Origin of the sequence: Pseudomonas citronellolis, assembly GCF_900112375.1 — a bacterium.
Taxonomy (GTDB): Bacteria; Pseudomonadota; Gammaproteobacteria; order Pseudomonadales; family Pseudomonadaceae; genus Pseudomonas; species Pseudomonas citronellolis.
The window spans coordinates 160,608-180,468 of the sequence record NZ_FOLS01000002.1 but is presented as its reverse complement, the minus strand read 5'-3'; the positions used below and the strand labels follow the sequence as shown (position 1 = coordinate 180,468).

21 protein-coding genes are annotated in these 19,861 nt (G+C 70.2%); 3 read left to right on the top strand and 18 right to left on the bottom strand.

The features are described 5' to 3' along the window. The first annotated feature begins 119 nt into the window (after nucleotides 1-119). The 3 genes from BM060_RS02625 to feaR all read left to right on the top strand — a co-directional run bounded on the left by BM060_RS02625 (nucleotide 120) and on the right by feaR (nucleotide 3,273). Nucleotides 120-1,619, top strand: coding sequence for an APC family permease (locus tag BM060_RS02625; RefSeq protein ID WP_043314781.1), 1,500 nt, complete (start codon nucleotides 120-122; stop codon nucleotides 1,617-1,619). Beyond that, entirely contained in the window at nucleotides 1,600-2,178 is a 579-nt protein-coding gene (locus tag BM060_RS02620; protein ID WP_074977051.1) for a DUF3156 family protein, read from the top strand. The genes BM060_RS02625 and BM060_RS02620 overlap by 20 nt, the downstream gene beginning before the upstream one ends. Before the next feature lie 153 nt (nucleotides 2,179-2,331). Further along, nucleotides 2,332-3,273, top strand: coding sequence for a transcriptional regulator FeaR (gene feaR / locus BM060_RS02615; RefSeq protein WP_009621653.1), 942 nt, complete (start codon nucleotides 2,332-2,334; stop codon nucleotides 3,271-3,273). A gap of 1 nt (nucleotide 3,274) precedes the next feature. Here the strand turns inward: feaR and BM060_RS02610 are convergent, their stop codons facing one another. The 18 genes from BM060_RS02610 to hpaE form a co-directional block, all read right to left on the bottom strand. After that, the gene (locus tag BM060_RS02610; protein WP_009621654.1) at nucleotides 3,275-3,613 is read right to left on the bottom strand and encodes a hypothetical protein; all 339 of its coding nucleotides are present in this window, start codon (nucleotides 3,611-3,613) and stop codon (nucleotides 3,275-3,277) included. 137 nt (nucleotides 3,614-3,750) lie between these two features. After that, nucleotides 3,751-4,863, bottom strand: coding sequence for a class II histone deacetylase (locus BM060_RS02605; RefSeq protein WP_074977049.1), 1,113 nt, complete (start codon nucleotides 4,861-4,863; stop codon nucleotides 3,751-3,753). 32 nt (nucleotides 4,864-4,895) lie between these two features. Further along, entirely contained in the window at nucleotides 4,896-6,050 is a 1,155-nt protein-coding gene (locus BM060_RS02600) for an MFS transporter (protein WP_083426714.1), read from the bottom strand. Between the two features lie 10 nt (nucleotides 6,051-6,060). Then, on the bottom strand, nucleotides 6,061-6,930 hold the full coding sequence (locus BM060_RS02595) for a transporter (protein WP_009621657.1): 870 nt from the start codon (nucleotides 6,928-6,930) through the stop codon (nucleotides 6,061-6,063). 104 nt (nucleotides 6,931-7,034) lie between these two features. Next, nucleotides 7,035-8,021: a response regulator transcription factor gene (locus BM060_RS02590; RefSeq protein ID WP_074977045.1), complete on the bottom strand. Its 987-nt coding sequence runs from the start codon at nucleotides 8,019-8,021 to the stop codon at nucleotides 7,035-7,037. Nucleotides 8,022-8,165: 144 nt separating this feature from the next. Then, nucleotides 8,166-8,933: an SDR family oxidoreductase gene (locus BM060_RS02585; RefSeq protein ID WP_074977043.1), complete on the bottom strand. Its 768-nt coding sequence runs from the start codon at nucleotides 8,931-8,933 to the stop codon at nucleotides 8,166-8,168. After that, the gene (locus BM060_RS02580; protein WP_074977041.1) at nucleotides 8,930-9,724 is read right to left on the bottom strand and encodes an SDR family NAD(P)-dependent oxidoreductase; all 795 of its coding nucleotides are present in this window, start codon (nucleotides 9,722-9,724) and stop codon (nucleotides 8,930-8,932) included. The genes BM060_RS02585 and BM060_RS02580 overlap by 4 nt, the downstream gene beginning before the upstream one ends. Beyond that, a complete protein-coding gene (locus BM060_RS02575; RefSeq protein WP_074977039.1) occupies nucleotides 9,721-10,536 on the bottom strand; it encodes a molybdenum cofactor biosynthesis F family protein in 816 nt (271 codons plus the stop codon). Before BM060_RS02575 ends, BM060_RS02580 begins: the two co-directional genes overlap by 4 nt. 59 nt (nucleotides 10,537-10,595) lie before the next feature. Continuing rightward, on the bottom strand, nucleotides 10,596-11,264 hold the full coding sequence (locus tag BM060_RS02570; RefSeq protein WP_074977037.1) for a helix-turn-helix transcriptional regulator: 669 nt from the start codon (nucleotides 11,262-11,264) through the stop codon (nucleotides 10,596-10,598). Between the two features lie 235 nt (nucleotides 11,265-11,499). Further along, nucleotides 11,500-11,865, bottom strand: a complete 366-nt coding sequence (locus BM060_RS02565) for a cupin domain-containing protein (protein ID WP_074977035.1) — start codon at nucleotides 11,863-11,865, stop codon at nucleotides 11,500-11,502. A 35-nt stretch (nucleotides 11,866-11,900) separates the two neighbouring features. Then, complete coding sequence (locus BM060_RS02560) at nucleotides 11,901-13,199, bottom strand: NAD(P)/FAD-dependent oxidoreductase (RefSeq protein ID WP_074977033.1); 1,299 nt, start codon at nucleotides 13,197-13,199, stop codon at nucleotides 11,901-11,903. Between the two features lie 128 nt (nucleotides 13,200-13,327). Continuing rightward, nucleotides 13,328-13,768, bottom strand: a complete 441-nt coding sequence (locus BM060_RS02555; RefSeq protein ID WP_064987636.1) for a GlcG/HbpS family heme-binding protein — start codon at nucleotides 13,766-13,768, stop codon at nucleotides 13,328-13,330. A gap of 142 nt (nucleotides 13,769-13,910) precedes the next feature. Then, the gene (gene hpaI / locus BM060_RS02550; protein ID WP_074977031.1) at nucleotides 13,911-14,717 is read right to left on the bottom strand and encodes a 4-hydroxy-2-oxoheptanedioate aldolase; all 807 of its coding nucleotides are present in this window, start codon (nucleotides 14,715-14,717) and stop codon (nucleotides 13,911-13,913) included. A gap of 67 nt (nucleotides 14,718-14,784) precedes the next feature. Beyond that, nucleotides 14,785-15,588, bottom strand: a complete 804-nt coding sequence (gene hpaH, locus BM060_RS02545) for a 2-oxo-hept-4-ene-1,7-dioate hydratase (RefSeq protein ID WP_074977029.1) — start codon at nucleotides 15,586-15,588, stop codon at nucleotides 14,785-14,787. 12 nt (nucleotides 15,589-15,600) lie between these two features. Then, on the bottom strand, nucleotides 15,601-16,905 hold the full coding sequence (locus BM060_RS02540; protein ID WP_074977027.1) for an MFS transporter: 1,305 nt from the start codon (nucleotides 16,903-16,905) through the stop codon (nucleotides 15,601-15,603). 43 nt (nucleotides 16,906-16,948) lie between these two features. After that, nucleotides 16,949-17,341 (bottom strand): 5-carboxymethyl-2-hydroxymuconate Delta-isomerase, encoded by a 393-nt coding sequence (locus tag BM060_RS02535; protein ID WP_043270789.1) that lies wholly within the window; start codon nucleotides 17,339-17,341, stop codon nucleotides 16,949-16,951. 10 nt (nucleotides 17,342-17,351) lie between these two features. Next, complete coding sequence (gene hpaD / locus BM060_RS02530; protein WP_074977025.1) at nucleotides 17,352-18,275, bottom strand: 3,4-dihydroxyphenylacetate 2,3-dioxygenase; 924 nt, start codon at nucleotides 18,273-18,275, stop codon at nucleotides 17,352-17,354. Between the two features lie 112 nt (nucleotides 18,276-18,387). Further along, entirely contained in the window at nucleotides 18,388-19,848 is a 1,461-nt protein-coding gene (gene hpaE / locus BM060_RS02525; protein ID WP_074977023.1) for a 5-carboxymethyl-2-hydroxymuconate semialdehyde dehydrogenase, read from the bottom strand. Between the last annotated feature and the right edge of the window lie 13 nt (nucleotides 19,849-19,861).

The following is a 19,861-nucleotide window of genomic DNA, read 5'->3' as shown; positions in this document are numbered from 1 at the left end:
GCAAGCCTGGGCAAGACGCCAGCAGGCGCCGGGCGCAGAGTGTCAGCCAGGCCCCACCGTGCCGCCCCTTCATGCCTAAGCCACAACAAACCAGAACATCTGCTTAGAGGCTCACCACCATGTCCATCCAGCAGCAGCTCGACGCGCACCTCAAGCGCGGCACTGTCGGTTTTCCCACCGCCCTGGCCAGCACCATCGGCCTGATCATGGCCAGCCCGGTCATCCTCACCGCCACCATGGGCTTCGGCATCGGCGGCAGCGCCTTCGCCGCGGCCATGGTGATCGCCGTGCTGATGATGCTGGCGCAGTCCACCACCTTCGCCGAGGCGGCCTCGATCCTGCCCACCAGCGGCTCGGTGTACGACTACATCTCCTGCGGCATGGGGCGCTTCTTCGCCATCACCGGGACCATCGCCGCCTACCTGATCGTCCACGTCTTCGCCGGCACCGCCGAGACCATCCTTTCCGGGGTGATGGCGCTGGTGAACTTCGAGCACCTCAACACCCTGGCCGAGTCCGCCGGCGGTTCCTGGCTGCTGGGCGTGGGCTTCGTGGTGGTGTTCGGCATCCTCAACGTGTTCGGCGTCAACGCCTTCGGCCGCGCCGAGGTGGTGCTGACCTTCGGCATGTGGAGCACCCTGATGGTGTTCGGCGTGCTCGGCCTGCTGGCCGCCCCGGCGGTGCAGCTGGACGGCTGGTTCGGCGCCTCGCTGGTGGGCACCGACCTGCAGACCATCCTCTCGCTGGTGGGCATGGCCATGTTCATGTTCGTCGGCTGCGAGTTCGTCACCCCGCTGGCGCCTGATTTGCGCAACTCGGCCAAGGTGATGCCGCGGGCCATGGCCCTGGGCCTGTTCGGCGTGGCCTCGTGCATGTTCATCTACGGCGCGGCGATGAAGCGCCAGGTGGAGAACGTGCTGCTCGACCCGGCCGCCGGCGTGCACCTGCTGGACACGCCCATGGCCATCCCACGCTTCGCCGAGCAGGTGATGGGCCAGGTCGGCCCGCTGTGGCTGGGCGTGGGCTTCCTGTTCGCCGGCGCCGCCACCATCAACACCCTGATGGCCGGCGTGCCGAGGATCATGTACGGCATGGCCGTGGACGGCGCGCTGCCCAAGTGCTTCGCCTACCTGCAGCCGCGCTTCAAGACGCCGGTGCTGTGCATCCTGGTGGCGGTGCTGATCCCCTGCCTGCACGCCCTGTGGCTGCGCGGCAACACCGACCACATCATGAACCTGGTGTTGGCCGCGGTCTGCGCCTGGAGCACCGCCTACCTGCTGGTGACCCTCTCCGTGGTGCTGCTGCGCATCCGCCGCCCGGACCTGCCGCGGGCCTATCGCTCGCCGCTGTTCCCGCTGCCGCAGATCGTCTCCAGCGTCGGCATCCTCATCGGCATGTGGTACATCACCCCGCCGGGCATGAACCCCGCCGACATCTACGTGCCCTTCGCCGTGATGCTCGGCCTGACCGCCGCCTACGCGCTGGTCTGGACCCTGCTGGTGCAGAAGGTCAACCCGTTCCGCCCGGTGCCGGTGGAAGAGGTGCTGGAGAAGGAGTTCCGCGCCGAACCCGGCATCCATTCCAGCGAGTTCTACGGCCATGCTTCCAAGGCTGTCTGACTGGCTGCGCCGCCCGCCCTCGGGCTACCGCCCGGGGGTGACCCTGGAGCAGGCCCGGCGCAACCTCGGCGGCCTGGCCTTCGAAGCGCTGGAGCCCGGCGCCGGGCGCTTCAGCACGGTGGACGGCGGGCTGGTCTTCGAGCTGCGCGAGCGGCCCCAGGCGCAGTTCCTCATGCACCTGGTGCTCACCGAGTTCGTCGTCGAGGGGCCGGCGGCGTACGCCGGCGAGGCGCGCTTCGAACTGCGCCACCAGGGTGTGCTGCGGCGCCAGGGCGTGGAATGCCGCCAGCGTGCCGGCGACCCGGCCCTGGGCGCGCGCCTGGCCGAGCGCCTGGCGGCCGACGAGCACCTGCAACGGGCGCTGCCGCCGCTGGACTTCAAGCGCCTGGAGCTGGAATTCGACGCCGGGCGCTGGCGCATCCGCCTGGAGCACATGGCCGCCAGCGAGGTGGTCAACCGCCTGCCCAGCTTCCGCCGCTACCTGCGCCTGGAGCGCGAACAGCGCGACCACCTGCTGCGCGCGCTGTTCCACCTGGGGCGCCTGCTCGGCGAACTCTGAGCGCGGCTTGCCGCGCTGCTTTCATTTACAGGTTATCCACGCCCACTGGCATGCCAGCTGCATAGGAAACGGCTGTCAGAAATTCGTTGCGGGCATTTCGATAACATGTTAACTGTTTCGCGACAACAACAACGCCACCCCACGGAGGTGCGTATGCAAGCCCATCATGCCGCCCAGGTCGGGCTGGAAGGCTGGAGCGCGGCGCTGCGCTCGATCTGCGGTCAGTTCGAGACGCAGCTGGCCTTCAGCCGTTCGCTGTTCATCGGCGAGATCCACGCGCAATCGCACTCCGGCCTGACCATGGCGCACCTGCGCACCAATGCCGGGCTGATCGCCCGCAAGCGCCTCAATGCGGACCAGGACGACGACCGCCACTGCTTCCTGATCAGCCAGCGCAGCGGCTTCTCCCAGGTCAGCCAGAACGGCGTGGACATCCAGTTGGCCCCCGGCGAGCTGCTGCTGATGGATTCGGTGGGCAGCTGCGAGATCACCCCCTTCGGCCTCATCGAGCACGCCTCCCTGCACCTGCCGCGCGCGGCGCTGGACAAGGTGCTGCCCGGGCGCAGCAAGTTCGGCAAGGTCTCCGCCGCCTGCGCCAGCGGGCGCATGTTGCACCTGCTGGTGGACCAGCTGTGCCGCGAGTCCGGCTCGAACCCCGCCGGCGCCGAAAGCGAGGCCCTGGAGAACGCCTTCATCGCGCTCCTGCCCACGGCCCTCGGCGCCCACGGCGAGACGCCCGGCAGCGAGGCGCTGCAGGGCGGCAACCTGCGCAGCTACGTGCAGAAGGTCATCGACGAATCCCTCACCCAGCCGGGCCTGAACCCCCAGGGCCTGGCGCAGCGCCTGAACATCTCGGTGCGCCACCTGTACCGGCTGTTCGAGGAGCAGGGCGACAGCGTCTGCCGCTACATCCAGCGCGCGCGCCTGCAGCGCAGCGCCGACGACCTGGCCAACCCCATCCTGCGCGGCGAGTCGATCACCACCATCGCCTACAAGTGGGGCTTCACCGACTCGGCGCACTTCAGCCGCGCCTTCAAGAAGCACTTCGAGCGCTCGCCCAAGGACTACCGGGCCAGCGCCCTGAGCGTGGCCTGAGTCAGAGCAACTGGTCGATGAGCACGGCGTTGCTGTAGATCAGGCTGCCGTCGCTGGCGCGGTGGCCCACCAGGTGGAAGTGGCCGCGTTCCTCCTGGTCCAGGTAGACGCGCATCCGGCAGTCGGACAGCGGGCCGTAGCCCTCGGGCAGGTCCAGTTCCAGGGTGCTCATGTCGACGTCCACCCAGGCCTCGCGCTCGTGGGTGCGCTGCAGTTCTTCCTCGGCGTCTTCCAGGTGCCGGCGGTCGGTGCCGCTGAGGTAGAAGTGGATGTCCTCGATGGGCATGGACTTGGCGTCGGGGTCGGGCTTGTACCAACCTTCGATGGTCAGGGTGCTCATGGCGTGGCCTCCAGTTCTTCGTCGGCCGGCACGGATGCCCGGCCTTCTCCTGGATTGGACCACGGGTTCGCCGGGCTTTCTTCCACGCCTGGACAAACGGATCGGCGGCCGCCGCGGGTGCGCCGGCCGCCGATGGCTCAGGCCGCCAGTTGCCGCGCCAGGTCCCGCACGCGCTGGCGGAGGAAGGCCGCCGCCTCGCTGCCCGGTTGCTGCAGGCCGAGGAATTCCAGCAGCGGGTCTTCCACCGCGGTGCGGATACCGCTCAGTTCCTCCAGCACCGCCAGGCCGCAGAAGGGCACGTAGGCTTCGGCGTAGCCGCCCTCGTGGACCAGCACCAGGCGCCCGTCGCAGAGCTGCTCGGCGGCTTCGCGCAGGCGCGCGGTCATGGCGCGGAAGGAGCCGCTGTGCAGCAGCATGCGCGCCAGCGGGTCCACGGCGTTGGCGTCGTAGCCGCAGGCGACGATGATCAGTTGCGGGCGGAAGCGCCGCAGGGCCGGCAGGACGATTTCGTCCAGCGCCTGCAGGTAGGCGTCGTGGCCGCTGCCGGCGGGCAGCGGCACGTTCAGGTTGGCGCCCAGGCCGGCGCCGCGGCCGCGATCGGCGACGCCGCCGTAGCCCGGCGGGAAGCAGTTCTCCTGGTGCAGCGAGACGCTCAGCACGTCGCCGCGCTCCTCGTAGATGGCCTGGGTGCCGTTGCCATGGTGCACGTCCCAGTCCACCACCGCCACCCGCTCGATGCCGTGCCGCGCCCTGGCCGCCTCGATGGCGATGGGGATGTTCGCCAGCATGCAGAAGCCCATGGCCTGGTCGGCCAGGCAGTGGTGGCCCGGCGGGCGCGACAGCGAGTAGGCGTTGTCCGCCTCGCCGTGCAGCACGCAGTCCACCGCGGCCATGGCCAGGCCGGCGGAGAGCCTGGCGATCTCGTAGCTGCCCGGGCCGATGGGCGCGTGGTCGCCCAGCTCGCCGCCGCCGGCGTCGCTCAGGGCCTTGAAGCGCTGCAGGTAGTGCTCCGGGTGGACGCGCAGCAGGTCCTGCTCGCTGGCCGGCTCGGCGCTGCGCAGGTCCAGCTGGCGGGTGAGGCCGGAAACGTCCATCAGGTTCTTCAGGCGCCGTTTGCTTTCCGGCGACTCGGCATGGCCGCCGCCGGCCGGCGGCTGCACCCAGCCGCCCACGGGCAGGAACAGGGCGTGCTGGCTGGCGCTGTGCCAGAGGCTCAGCTCATCGAAGAAGAATGCGGTGCGTCGGGTCATGGAAGGCTCCATTCATAGGTGTTCATAGGTGTTCACAGGGGTTGCGCAGTGGCGGCCGCCGCGCGCGGGCGGCTGCCGAGGATCAGCGGCAGGGACAGGGCGGTGAGCGCGGCGGCGCCCAGCAGCAGGCCGTGGAAGCCGCCGTCGGCGCCGATCAGCCGCCCGCCGAGGGCAGGGCCCAGGGCCAGGCCGGCGCCTATCACCAGGTTGCTCAGGCTCATCAGCCGGCCGCTGGCGTCCAGCTCGGCGAGGCAGGCGAGGATGAAGGGCAGGGCGTAGGTCCAGGTGAACTTGAACAGCAGCGCGGCCAGGGCGAAGCGCGCCAGGCCCGGGGCGCCGAGCAGCAGGAGGATGGCCAGGGCCATCAGCGCGAAGCCGGCGGCCAGCTGGCCCTCGCGGCGCCAGCGCTCGCCCGCCAGGCTGGCGCAGGTGGCGCCGGCGATGCCGGCCAGGGTGGCCACGGCCAGCACCTCGCCGCCGAGGGTGGCGGCCAGCCCGGCGCGTTCGCCGATGGCGCCGACGAAGGTCCAGACCGCGCTCAGGGCGACGTAGAAACCCAGCAGGCCGAGGATGGCGGCGGCGATCTTCCAGCGCGGCGCCTCGACGGTCCTGCGCGGGCCGGTGGCGGCCATGGCGCCGCTCGGCAGGGCGCGCACCAGCGGCAGCGCCAGCAGCATCAGCGCGGCCAGGGCCAGGTAGCCGGCGCCCAGGCCGTAGGCCTGGTACAGGCGTGGCAACACGGCCAGGCCGACGGCGCCGAGCACCAGTTGGCCCAGCACCCAGATGCCGTAGGCGCGGCTGGGGTTGGGCATGCCGGCGGCGCAGGACAGGCAGAGGATCATCAGCGAGCCGCCGCAGAAGGCGCTGAGGGCGCGCAGCACGAGCAGCGCCTGGTAGCCGCCGGCGTTCGCCGAGGCCAGGTTGGCGAGGATGAAGCCCAGCGCCGCCAGCAGCCCGGCCAGGCGCCAGTCCACGCGCCTGAGCCAGAACAGCGAGGGCAGGGTGGCCAGGCTCATGGCGCCCAGCTCGACGGCGAACAGGTCGCCGATGCGCGCCGGCTCCAGGTGCAACTGGGCGGCCAACTGGCTGGCGATGGCCGGGGCGGTGAGCAGCACCGCGGGAGTGATGGCGGCGAACAGCACCACGGCCGCCAGCAGGGCCGGCGAGGGAGTACGTGGAACAGTCATGGCGGCGACCTCAGAAGGCATGGACGAAGCGCAGCAGCAGGTTGTCCTGGGCATACGCGTTGGCGGTGGAGACATTGCGGGTGAGGCCGAGCAGCACCTGGTTGCGCTTGTCCAGCCAGTGGCCGACCTCGAAACCGGCCTGGGTGTAGCGCTGGTGGCTGTCGTCGATGTCGTGGCCGCCCAGGCGCAGGGCGCCGCCGTCGGCGGCGATCAGGCGCAGCGCGGCGTAGGTGGCGGGGGTGAAGTCGTAGGAGGCGAAGGCCTGCAGGCGGTACAGCGGCTTCTGTTCGAGGGTGGCGCCGAGGTAGTCGTCGTTGTTGCCGTAGAGCTGGGCTTCCAGGTTGGCCTCCAGCACCCAGTTCTCGCCCACGCCGCGGGTGTAGTTGTAGTTCAGGTGCAGCGCCCAGCGGTTGGCGCCGGGCGACACGCCCGGGTCCTTGGCGTGGTATTCGCCCAGGGGCAGGCTGACCAGGGCCAGCAGGCCGCTGTAGGTGCGCGTCTGCGGCTCGTCGATGAAGAACAGCGTGCCGCCCACCTGTGGGTCGCCCACCCCGCGTTCGCGGCTGCGTTCGGCGGCGCCGGGGCCGCGCGCCTCGATGTCGGCGTAGGGCACGATGAACTGCGGCGTGCACAGGCGCCCGCAGATGTCGCTGAACCACAGCTGGCGGTAGGCCAGGGCATTCACCTTGAGGTCGGCCTTGCCGCTGCTGTCCGCCGCGCCGTGGTAGTCGTCGGAGCGCGTCAGCGGCAGGTAGGTCACCCCCAGGCTGGTGCCCACGGGGGCGGAAAAGAAGTCGCGGGCGTTGAGGTCGGCGGCCTGGGCCGGGCCGAGGTACAGCGCGCCAAGGGCGCAGAGCGAAAGGCTTCGGTGCAGCTTCATGGTGGTTTTCTTCTTCTGTCGGTGAGGCGGGCGAAAGCCTCCCCTGGCGCCGCGCGCGGGCGCGGCGTCGGGATGTGGAGGCGTTGGGGAAATGCGGCCGGCGGTCAGCCGGGCGGGTGGTGCAGCAGCTGGGCGATGCCGGCCTTGCCGTTGACGCCGAGCTTGCTGTAGATGCTGCGGATGTGGTGGCGCACGGTGTTCGGCGCCAGGCCCAGGTCGCGGGCGATTTCCTTGTAGGTGCTGCCCAGGCCGAAGCGCTGCGCCACCTCGGCCTCGCGGGTGCTCAGGCGGGCCATGGCCGGGCACAGGCGGGCGCTGAGCAGCAGCAGGTCGTGCACGGCGGTGGCCTGCAGTTGCAGGTGCTGGCCGCTGTAGCCGGCGGCCGGGTCGACCTCTGCCGGCAGGCGCGGGCCGGTCCAGCGCGGCCATTCGCGCAGCAGCAGCTCGACGAAGCCGCGCTCGGCATAGTGCAGCAGGCCATGCCGGTCGCACACCGCCAGGGCCAGCGGGTTGGGCGCGTCCAGGCGCTCGCGCAGTGCCACCAGGGCGCGGATCTGGTTGGCCCCTTCGGCGGCCACCAGGTGCGGCATCATCTGGTCCACCAGGAAGCGCTCGCTGGCGTCGAAGGGGCGCGCGCCGGCGCGGCTGTACAGGCTCAGGTGCAGGCTGAGCTGGGTGCGCGGGTCGATGTGGATGATGCAGAGGAACTCGCCGAAGCCGTGGCGCTCGGCCAGCCAGCGCAGGCCGGGGGTGCAGTCGGCGGCGCGGGTGTCGATGCGCACCGAGTGGCCGGGCGTGGCGTAGACGCGCTTGACGGTGATGTCCTGGTGGCGGATCGCCTGCCAGTCCTCCAGGTAGCTGTCCGGCAGCCGGTAGAGGTGGCTGCTGTGCTCCAGCGGCAGGCCGTCGACCAGGGCCGCGCGGCCCCACCAGGCCATGTCGAAGTCCAGCAACTGCTGCAGGCGGCCCATGGCGGCGGCGTGGAAGCCGGGCAGCGCGCATTCCTGGGCCAGGCGCTGGAGGTCCAGGACCAGGGCGTTGAATTCGCTGAAGCGCCGGGCGCCGAAGGACAGGTCGAGGGTGCTGCTCATGGGGTTCCCCTGCTGCGACTTTAGTTGTTGTTGTCAGTCATCAGTGAGCGGCCGGGTGTCGGAACGACAGGGCAGGGCCTGGGGCTGAGTATCCGCATCGCGGCGCGCGCGCACCATCCTGCAGATGCAGGATGGGCGGGTGGTTCAGACCAGCGCGGCACTGCTTTCCGGGAGGGTGGCGCCGCCGTCCACCACCAGCGTCTGGCCGGTGATGTAGGCGGCGGCGTCGGAGGCGAGGAAGAGCATGGCGCCGGCGATGTCCGCCGGCTGGCCGAGGCGGCCCAGGGGGATGCCGGCGGCGATGCGCGCTTCCAGTGCTGCGTCGCCCAGGTTGGCCATGGCCGGGGTGTGGATCATCCCCGGCTCCACGCCGTTGACGCGGATGTTGCGTGGCGCCAGTTCCAGCGCGGCATTGCGGATGAAGCCGTTGACCCCGGCCTTGGACGCCGCGTAGTGGCTCAGCCCCGGGTAGGCCACCCGGTTGCCTGTGACCGAGGAGGTGGCCAGCACGCAGCCGCCGCCGCGCGCGGCGAACAACGGCAGGGCGGCCTGGGTCAGCCAGAACAGCGCGCCCAGGTTCACCGCCAGGGTGCGTTGCAGCAGCTGCGGGGTGATGGCGGCGAACTCGGTCAGCGGGAAGTAGGCGGCGTTGTGCACCAGCACGTCCAGGCCATCGAGCCCGGCGAGGGCGGTGGCGATGGCCGGTGGATCGGCCAGGTCCACCGCCAGCGCCCGTGCCTCGTGGCCCTGGCTGCGCAGTTCGCTGGCCAGGGCTGCGACGGCCTGCTCCTGGCGGTCGAGCAGCAGCAGCGAGGCGCCGGCTGTGGCGAAGCCCTCGGCGATGCGGTGGCCGATGCCCTGGGCCGCGCCGGTGACCAGCACGCGCCGGCCGCTGAAGTCGAAGCGCGTCATGGCTGGTTCTCCATGCGTTCGAAGGCGAGGGTGGGCAGGTCCACCACGCTGGCGCCGCCGTCGGCCACCAGGCAGGCGCCGGTGACGATGGCCGCCGCCTCGCTGGCGAGGAACTGGCACAGCCCGGCGATCTCGTCCGCCGTGGCCGGGCGGCGCAGCGGCACCTCGGCGGTGACCCGCGCGTAGGCGGCGTCCAGGCTTTCGCCATGGTGCTGCATCAGCGGCTGCATCTCGGCATCGGCCATGGGCGTGCGCACCCAGCCGGGGCACAGGGCGTTGACGCGCACGCCGCGCGGGCCATAGTCCCGCGCCAGGGAGCGCATCAGCCCGAGCAGCGCGTGCTTGGCGACGGTGTAGCCGCACACGCCGGGCCCGGCCACCAGGGAGGCGATGGAGCCCACCAGCACCATGTTGCCGCGCCGCGCCAGCAGCGATGGCAGGCAGGCGCGGGCGCTGGCGAAGGCGCTGTCGAGGTTGCCGCGCAGGGCGTCGCGCCAGGCCTGGTCGCTGGTCTCGCCGGCCGCGCCCAGGCCGTGGCCGCCGGCGCAGGCGACCAGCACGTCGATGCCGCCGAAGGCCGCCTCGATGCGCTGCACGAAGCCCTGCCAGGTTTCGCCGTCGGCGGCGTCGCCGGCCAGCACCAGGCCGCCGCACTGGGCGGCGACCTGTTCCAGGGCCTCGCGGCGGCGGCCGATCAGCACCACCCGGTCGCCGGCTTCGGCGAAGCGCTGCGCGCAGGCCGCGCCTATGCCGGTGCCGGCGCCGGTGATGACGACGACGCGGCCGCTCATGGGTACACCGTGCGGTTGAGTTCGTCGCAGTAGGAGGCGACCGGGAAGTTGGACAGCTCGTCGAAGCCGCTGCCGGCGTAGCCGAAGATCTTGCCGTCGCTGCGGTGCTGCTGCAGGTCGATCATCACCAGGCCGAGGGTGGGGACGATCTTCTCGCGCCAGACGAACAGGTACAGCTGCTCGGCGACCTTGTAGTAGTGGCAGCGGTCGGTGTCGCACAGCCCGGCCTCGACGCCGGCCAGGCACTGCCAGGTGTAGAAGCCGTCGTTCAGGTAGATGTGCTCGTAGACCTCGGTGGGGCTGTAGCGGTAGCGGTTGCGCAGGCCCACCAGCTCGCTGCTCGGCGCGTGCGGGCAGGCGCATTCCTGCCAGGGGCGGTCGAGGCTGCCGTGGAGGATCTGCACCTGCACGCCGGTCAGGTCCTTGCCGGCCAGGGCGCGGGCGTAGAGGCCTTCGCCGGTCTCGGCGGCACCGGGCAGCTGGCCCAGCACGGCGGTGAAGGACTGGCTGTGGCGGTCCAGCACCAGGCTGACCGACCAGGCCTGGCCATCCTCGCGCTTGATGAAGTCGACCAGCACGATGCCGGGGCGCACCGAGGTGGCGCGGTAGGCCGCCTCGCCCGCGGAGTGGCCGTCGGCGGCGCGCCAGCGGGTGGTCTCGGCGTCGAACCGGTGCTCGATGCGCCAGCCGTTGGCGAAGTGCAGTTCCAGGCGCTGCCCGGCGAGGTCGGCCAGGCGCGGCAGGATGAAGGCCTCGGGGGCGAAACCCTCGGCGAGGGCGCCGACGGTGATCCAGTCGGAAGAAGCGGTCATGGGTGGGACTCCTGTGTTGGTGGAGCCCCCATGCTGCGCGGCGGGGCGCGCGGGGAACATCAACCGGATGGTTGATCCAGGAACAGCCGCGCCAGCAGCTCGGTGCGGCTGGCCACGCCGGCCTTGCGGAACAGGTGGATGAGGTGCGTCTTCACCGTGGCCAGGCCCAGGCCGAGCTGGCGCGCCAGGTCCTTGTTGCTGGCGCCGTCGCGCAGCAGCAAGGCGATCTCGCGTTCGCGCGGGGTGAGCTGGGCGAGGGCGTCGTGGCTGCGGGGCAGGGCCTGGGCGGCCAGCTCCAGCAGCCCCTGCAGGGCCCGCAGGCGGTCGAGTTCGTCGCTGGAGAAGGGCGCCTCGCCGACGTGCCGCAACAGCGAAAGCCCGGCCAGCGGGCGGCCGCGGTCGGCGGCGATGACTTCCACCACGTCGATCACCCCGTGCCGGCGCAGGAAGCCGTGGTAGCGCTCGCGCTGGTCGCCGGGCTGCTGCGCCATGCCCACGGCCAGCGGCACCACCGGCAGGCCGGTGGCCAGGCACGCGCCGGGGCGCAGTGGGTCGAGGCGGTGGTAGTGGTCTAGGTAGTCGGCGTGCATCTGCCGGCCCATGCCGAGCAACTGGAAGTCGCAGGCCTGCAGGTCGGAGTCGATGCGGTAGAAGGCGGCGCGGGTGCTGGGGACCAGTTGGTGGAAGCTGTGCAGGCAGCGTTGGCCGATCTGTTCGGGGGTGGGCATGGGCTGGGTCCTGCGTGGGGGTGGGGGGAGGTGTTTCAGGTTAGCGCGGTTCCCTCTCCCCAGCCCTCTCCCTGAAGGGAGAGGGGGCTTGTCTGTGCCGAGAGAAGGAATGGTTTCAGCCGGTAATCACTGTACTAGCCGGCTAACGCCGAACTATCAGCGTCTGCCCAACGGTCCCCTCTCCCTTCAGGGAGAGGGTTAGGGAGAGGGGCTCTTCAGGCTTCCGAACCAGCCCTCAAACCACCGCGTAATAGTGCTTCACAAACCCCTCCCCCAACACCTCCCAAAGCACCTGCGTGCCCTTGGTCACGAACCAGCTATCCCCAGCCTTGTACAACTGGCTCTGCCCGGTGGCCTCGTCGGTCAGCCGCACCTCGCCGCTGACCACCGTGGCCTGTTCGTTGAACGGATAGGTCATGCGGAACTTGCCGCCGGTGGTGCCGAAGTAGGCGGCGCTGACCGGGTCGGTGGGGGCGCCGGCGGTCATCTTGCCGAAGGCGCGGACCTCGCCTTCGAGGATTTCCGAGCCGAGGTCGGCCACGGTGCCCCAGGCGTCCAGCTCGTCGAGGGTGATGCCTTGTTTGATAGGGGTGAGTGCCATGTGCTTGCTCCTGTGCAAGTGAGTGGAAAGAGGGTTCAGCGGCGCCCGGACCAGTAGCCGGACACCTGGTGCCAGGTCTTGCCGGCGCTGAGCAGCAGCGGGCGGAACGGGTCCTTGCCGTGGACGCGGATGCGCCGCACCGAGCTGATCAGGTCGTAGCGCGCCGAGCCTTCGCTCATGCCCTCGGCCAGCACCTTGCAGATGATGTGGCTGGGGGTGACGCCGAAGCCGGAGTAGCCCTGCACGAAGAAGGCGTTGGGGCGGCCGGGCAGGGCGCCGATCTGCGGGAACAGGTTGGGGCTGCAGGCCATGGGGCCGCCCCAGGCCAGGTCGATCTTCACGTTTTCCAGGTAGGGGAAGATCTTCAGCATCAGCGCCCGGTTCCAGGCCTTGAGGTCGCGCGGGATGTGCTCGATGAAGGGCGTGGCGGCGCCGAACAGCAGGCGGTTCTCGCGGGTCACGCGGTAGTAGTCGATGACCGGGCGGATATCGCTGTAGGCGCCGCGGATCGGGCTGATGCGCTGGATGAGTTCGTCCGACAGCGGCTCGGTCATCATCTGGAAGGCGTAGGTGTTGATGGTGCTCTTGTGCAGCTCCGGCTCCAGCTTGTTGAGGAAGCTGTCGCAGGCCCAGAGCAGCTTGCCGGCCTTCACCGAGCCCTTGGCGGTGCGCACGGTGATGCGCTCGCCGTAGGTCACGTCCAGCGCCGGGCTGTACTCGAAGATCTTCACCCCGTGGCTGGCCAGGGCCTTGGCCTCGCCGAGCAGCAGGTTGAGCGAGTGCACGTGGCCGCCGCCCATGTGCAGCAGGGCGCTGGAGTAGGCGTCGGAGCCGATGATCTGGCGCACTTCGGAGCCGTCCAGGTAGCGGATTTCGTGGGTGGAGTTGAGCGACTTGAACTCCTTCTCCCAGGCCCGCAGGGTCTTCGCCTGGCGGGCGTTGAAGCCCATGTAGCCGTAGCCGTGGCAGAAGTCGGCGTCGATGCCGTACTTCTGGATGCGGCCCTTGATGATGTCGGCGCCCAGGTCGCTGATCTCGAATATCTGCCGCAGGCCGTCCTCGCCGACGTCCTTCCTGATCTTCTCCAGGTCGTGGCCGATGCCGGCCATGATCTGCCCGCCGTTGCGCCCGGTGCCGCCGAAGCCGAGGTAGCGCGCCTCCAGCACGACGATGTTGGTGATGCCCTTCTCGGCCAGCTCCAGGGCGGTGTTGATGCCGGAGAAGCCGCCGCCGATCACGACGACGTCGGCCTCCAGGTCCGCCTCCAGGGAGGGGAAGGACAGGTCGTATTTCTTGGTCGCGGTGTAGTAGGTGGGGGTCTCGATGTTGATCATGACTGCAGCCTGGAACCGGAGGAATGGAGCGCGACGGTTGCCGCGCGGATGGCCTATTAGGGCCCGCGCGGTAGGGTTTGTCTTGATCCAGGCTGCCCGGCTGCTTGTCCCGGGCTGACAGCGGCGGCTCAGTCGGCCAGCAGTTGGCGCACGCGCTCGACGGCGGCGCGGGCGCAGAGCATGTCCTGCGCCTCGGAAGCGCCGGAGACGCCGACCGCGCCGATGACCACCTCGCCCAGGCGCAGCGGCTCGCCGCCGCCGAACAGCACCAGCCCGGTCTGCAGTGGCAGGCCCTGGCGCACGGTCGGCGCGCTCTGTTCCAGGTAGGCCTGCCAGTCGCCGGTGGGTTTGTCGAAGGCGGCGGCGGTGCCGGCTTTCTTCAGGGCGATTTCGCGGCACGGCTGCGCGGCGCCGTCCATGTGCGCGGTGAGCACCGGCAGGCCGCTGGCGTCGACCAGCGCGATGCTGAGCCGCAGGCCCAGCTCCTCGGCGCGCGCGAGCGCGGCCTGCAGCGCCTGCTGGGCGAGGTTCAGGGTGAGGTGTGCCTGCTGGCGGACGAGTGCGGTCATCGAGGGGACTCCGAGTGGGAAGGTGGCGGGGGAGGATCATGACCGAAAGGGGGCGGGGCTTTGCAAGGGCCAGGAAAATCCTTGCCTGGGCGCCGCCCGGCAGCCGCGCCTTCCCGCGCGGGCCCGGCGGGCGGCGGGGGCTTCAGTACACCGAGGGGGCGGACGGGGCCTGGGGCTGGGCGCCGCCCTTGAACTTGCCGGCCAGTTCGCGCAGCGAGCGCATCAGCAGGCTGGTGTCGACGCCCACGGCGACGAACTTCGCGCCCAGCTCCAGATAGCGCCGCGCCAGCTTCTCGTCGGCGCTGAGAATGCCGGCGGCCTTGCCGGCGCGCTGGATGCGGGCGATGGCGTCTTCGATGGCGGCCTGCACTTCCGGGTGCCCGGGGTTGCCGCGCTGGCCCATGGCCGCGCTGAGGTCGGCCGGGCCGATGAACACGCCGTCGACGCCGTCCACCGCGGCGATGGCGTCGAGGTTGGCCAGGCCTTCGAGGTTCTCCACCTGCACCAGCAGGCACATCTGCTCGTCGGCCTCGTCGAGGTAGCCGGGGATGCTGTTCCAGCGCGAGGCGCGGGCCAGGGCGCTGCCCACGCCGCGCACGCCGAACGGCGGGTAGCGCATGGCGCGCACCAGCTCACGGGCCTGCTCGGCGGAATCCACCATGGGCACCAGCAGCGTCTGCGCGCCTATGTCGAGCAGTTGCTTGATCAGCGCCGTGTCGCCGAGCACTGGACGGATGATCGGCTGCACCGGGTAGGGCGCCACCGCCTGCAACTGGCCGAGCAGGCTGCGCAGGTCGTTGGGCGCGTGCTCGCCGTCGATCAGCAGCCAGTCGAAGCCGGCGTTGGCCGCCAGCTCGGCGCAGTAGGGATCGGCCAGGCCGAGCCAGAGGCCGATCTGGGCTTCGGCGGATTGCAGGCGTTGCTTGAAGGTGTTGATGGGCACTTTCATGGGGCTACCTCGGAGCGGTTCGCGAGCAAGCTCGCTCCTACAAGGGATGGCGCAGACAAGGGACGGCTCAGACGAAGCGGCAAGAAATGCTGCCGAGCTGGTCATAATCGACATGGAAGGTATCGCCCGGCGCCGCCGCCACCGGGCGGGTGAAGGAGCCGCCGAGGATCACCTGGCCGGGTTCCAGGGTGACGTCGTAGGGGGCCAGCTTGTTGGCCAGCCAGGCCACGCCCTTGGCCGGGTGGTTGAGCACCGCGGCGGAGACGCCGGATTCCTCGATCACGCCGTTGCGGTAGAGGATCGCCGGCACGCGGCGCAGGTCGATCTCGCTCGGCCGCACCGCGCGGCCGCCCATGACCACGCCGGCGTTGGCGGCATTGTCGGAGATGGTGTCGAAGACCTTGCGGGTGACCTTCGTCTGCGGGTCCACCTGCTGGATGCGCGCGTCGATGATCTCCAGCGCCGGGATCACCCACTCGGTGGCCTCCAGCACGTCGAACAGGGTGACGTTCGGCCCCTTCAGCGGCTTGCCGAGGATGAACGCCAGCTCCACTTCCACTCGCGGCACGATGAAGCGCTCGAAGGGGATGTCGCTGCCTTCGTCGAAGAACATGTCGTCGAGCAGGGCGCCGTAGTCCGGCTCGGTGATGTTCGACGAGACCTGCATGGCGCGCGAGGTCAGGCCGATCTTGTGGCCCTTGAGCACGCGGCCATCGGCGATCTTTTTCTGCACCCAGGCGCGCTGGATGGCGTAGGCGTCCTCGATGGCGATGTCCGGGTAGTCGAGGGAGAACTGCCGCACCTGCTGGCGCGAACGCTCGGCGGCGTCGAGGCGGGCGGCGGCTTCCTGGATGAGGCTGGAGTCGAGCATGGCGATATCTCTTTAGCGGGGGTTGACCACGGCGGCCGGGGTGCGCAGGACCAGGGCGGCGCCGAGGGCGATGAGGATGGCCAGCAGGTACAGGGCCAGGCTGGAGCTGTGGGTGGTGTCGCGCATCCAGCCGATGAAGTAGGGCGCGGCGAAGGCGGCGATGCTGCCGAAGGAGCTGATCAGGGCGATGCCGGCGGCCTGGGCGCGGTCGGCGAGGAAGGCCGGCGGCAGCTGCCAGAACATCGGCAGCGCGGCGCTGGCGCCCATGCCGGCGAGCACCAGCCCGGCCAGCACCAGCCACGCGTTGCTCGGCGCCAGGCCCGTCAGGGCCAGGCCGGCGGCGGCCAGCAGCAGCGGCACGGCGAGGTGCCAGCGGCGTTCGCGGCGGCGGTCGGAGGAGCGACCCAGGGCGATCATGAACACGCAGCCGGCGAGGTACGGCAGGGCGCTGAGCAGGCCGACGCGGCCGTTGGAGCCGATGCCTGCGCCGTGGATCAGGCTGGGCATCCAGAAGGCCAGGGTGTTCACCGCCAGCATCACCGCGAAGTAGATGGCCACCAGCAGCCAGACCTGGCGGTCGCGGAAGATGCCGGCGAGGGAGGTGATCTGCTTGCGCTGTTCCTCGCCCTGCATCTCCGCGCGCAGGCCGGCCTTCTGCTCGTCGCTGAGCCAGGCCACGCGTTCGAAGCTCTCCGGCAGGCGGCGCCAGACCAGCAGGCCGAGCAGCACCACCGGCAGGCCTTCGATGAGGAACATCCACTGCCAGCCGCGCAGCCCGAGGAAGTCGTGGAAGCCCTCGAGGATGCCGCCGGACAGCGGCCCGCCGATCACCCCGGCCATGGGCACGGCGATGGCGAACAGCGCGGTGACGCCGGCGCGGCGGCGCGCCGGGAACCAGCGGTTGATGTAGACCAGTATGCCGGGGAAGAAGCCGGCCTCGGCCACGCCCAGCAGCAGGCGCAGGCTGTAGAAGCCGGCCGCGCTCTGCACCAGCAGCATGGCGGTGGACAGCAGGCCCCAGGTGACCATCAGGAAGGCGATCCAGCGGCGCGGGCCGACGCGCTCCAGCATCAGGTTGCTGGGCACGCCGAACAGCGCGTAGGCGACGAAGAACAGCCCGGCGCCCAGGCCGTAGACGGTGTCGCTGAAGTGCAGGTCGGCGCTCATCTGCAGCTTGGCGAAGCCGATGTTGATGCGGTCCAGGTGGGCGAAGACGTAGCAGATCAGCAGCAGCGGCATCAGGCGCCAGACCACGCGGGCGTGGGTGGCGTCGCTGCCTGCTGGCAGGGCGGCGGAGGTCAGGGTGGCGGTGCTCATGGTCTTGTCTTTGTTCTGCGAGTGGCCGGGGGCGCGGCGGGCTTCAGCCCGCCTGGCCGTTGAGGAAGGCGTGGACGTTGTTCTGCTTGTAGTTGAGCTCGGCGTTCAGCTCGCTCATCTCGAAGGACAACGCCAGCAGCCGGCGCGCCTGGAGGTCGGCGAAGTGCGCCTTGATCACCTCGAACAGCGCGTCGGCGACCTGCCTGCGGGTGGCCAGGTCGCGCCCGGCGCCCACCTTCAGGCTCATGTGGACGAAGGCGTAGTCGTGCGCGCCGTCGGCCATGCGCCAGGTGTCCAGGCGCACGGCGCGGCTGCGGATGCCGCCGAGCGGGAACACCCCGCTCGCGCCGAGGCAGGCGTGGACCTTCTCGAACAGGCCGGGCAGGTCGGCCTCGGCTTCGATGTTGTGCGTGTACTCGGCGATGAAGTGCGGCATGGCGGGCTCCTCAGAGGCGGCTGGCGGACGGGTTGCCGGCGGGGTTGGAGGCCTGGGCGGCGGGGATCGCCGAACCGTCCTGCGGGGTGACCGGGAACACCGCGTTGATCTGCCCGGTGCCGGAGGAGCCGAAGTAGGGCGTGACCACCTCGGCCTTGCCGTCGTAGTCCGACCAGCCCAGCGCGCCGAGGAGCATGGCGGTGTCGTGCATGAAGCCTTCGCCGTGGCCCTTGGCCGCGTACTCCGGGAGCATGCCGCAGAAGGCCTGCCAGTCGCCGCGCTGCCACATCCGCACCACCTCGTGGTCGAGGGTTTCCAGGAACGGGCTCCAGACCTTGTCGGCGAATTCCGGGGCCTGGCCGTTCTGGGCGAAGCGGTGGGTCAGCGAGCCGCTGGCGAGGAAGGCCACGGTGCCGTCGTAGTGCTCTTCCACCGCCTTGCGCATGGCCCAGCCCAGGCGCGCGCTGTCGTTGAGGTAGTGCACGGTGCACAGCGCCGAGACCGAGACCACCTTGAAGTGCTGGTCGGCGTTCATGTAGCGCATCGGCACCAGGGTGCCGTACTCCGGGCCGAGGGTGGTGGCGTCGTGGGCCAGCACGTCCACGCCCATGGCGGTGCAGCCCTCGGCGAGGATGCGGCCCAGTTCGGGGTTGCCGGGGAACTCGTACTCCATGTTGGCGATGAAGTGCGGCAGCTCGTTGCTGGTGTACAGCCCCTGGAAGTGCGGCGCGCAGTTGATGTGGTAGCCGGCGTTGACCAGCCAGTGGGTGTCGAACACCACGATGGTGTCCACCCCCAGCTCACGGCAGCGGCGGCCGATCTCCTTGTGGCCGTCGATCGCCGCCTGGCGGCAACCCTGGCGCGGGCCGGGCAGTTCGGAAAGGTACAGCGAGGGAACGTGGGTGATCTTGGCAGCCAGAGCGAGTTTGCCCATGGTGGTTCTCCTGGTGCGGGGCGCCTGCGCTGGGGCGCCCGGATTCTTGTGATTGTGGCTGCACGCCGGCGATGCAGGCGGCCTGGGCGGCCGCTCTCATCGGGCCGCCTTTTTACACGCCCCAGCGGGGGATGTGGTGGCTGCCCATGGAAATGCACACGTTCTTGATCTCGGCGAAGACCTCGAAGCTGTACTCGCCGCCCTCGCGGCCGGTGCCCGAGCCCTTCACCCCGCCGAACGGCTGGCGCAGGTCGCGCACGTTCTGGCTGTTGATGAATACCATGCCGGCCTCGATGCCGCGCGCCAGGCGGTGGGCCTTGCCGATGTCCTGGGTCCAGATGTAGGAGGCCAGGCCGTATTCGGTGTCGTTGGCCAGGCGCAGGGCCTCGGCCTCGTCCTTGAACTTCAGCAGGCAGACCACCGGGCCGAAGATTTCTTCCTGGGCGATGCGCATGCGGTTGTCCACGTCGGCGAACACCGTGGGCTGCACGAACTGCCCGCGGGCCAGGTGCGCCGGGAGGTTGGCCGGGCGCTCCAGGCCGCCGGCGACCAGGCGCGCGCCTTCTTCCATGCCGATGCGGATGTAGCCGGTGACCTTGTCGTAGTGCTGCTGGGTGATCATCGAGCCGACCTGGGTCTTAGGGTCCTGCGGGTCGCCGACGATCAGGCGCTTGGCGCGGGCGGCGAACTCCTCGACGAAGCGCTCGTACACGCTCTCCTGGATGAAGATACGGCTGCCGGCGGTGCAGCGCTCGCCGTTCAGCGAGAAGATGGTGAACAGCGCGGCGTCCAGGGCGCGGTCGAGGTCGGCGTCGTCGAAGATCAGCACCGGCGACTTGCCGCCCAGCTCCATGGAGTACTTCTTCAGGCCGGCGGTCTGCATGATCTTGCGCCCGGTGGCGGTGCCGCCGGTGAAGGAGATGGCGCGCACGTCGGGGTGGCGCACCAGGGCGTCGCCGGCGGTGGCGCCGTAGCCCTGCACCACGTTGAGCACGCCCGGCGGGATGCCGGCTTCCAGGGCCAGGCGGCCCAGCTCGTTGGCGGTCAGGGGCGAGAGCTCGCTCATCTTCAGCACCGCGGTGTTGCCCAGGGCCAGGCAGGGCGCGGTCTTCCAGGTGGCGGTCATGAACGGCACGTTCCACGGCGAGACCAGGCCGCACACCCCCACCGGCTGGTACAGGGTGTAGTTGAGCATCTGGTCGTCCACCGGGTAGCTGTGGCCGTCCATGCGCGTGCAGACCTCGGCGAAGAAGTCGAAGTTGTGCGAGGCGCGCGGGATCAACACGTTGCGCGTCTGGTGGATCGGCAGGCCGGTGTCGAGGGTTTCCAGCTCGGCCAGGTTGGGCACGTTCGCATCGATCAGCTCGCCCAGCTTGCGCATCAGCTTGGCGCGTTCCTTGGCCGGGGTGTTGGCCCATTTCGGGAAGGCTTCCTTGGCCGCGGCCACGGCCATGGCGATTTCCTCGGCGCCGCCGCTGGCGACCTCGGCGATCACTTCGGTGGTGGCCGGGTTGATGGTCTGGAAGACTTCTTTGCTCTCGACCTCGCGGCCGTTGATCCAGTGCTTGATCATGCTTGTATCTCTA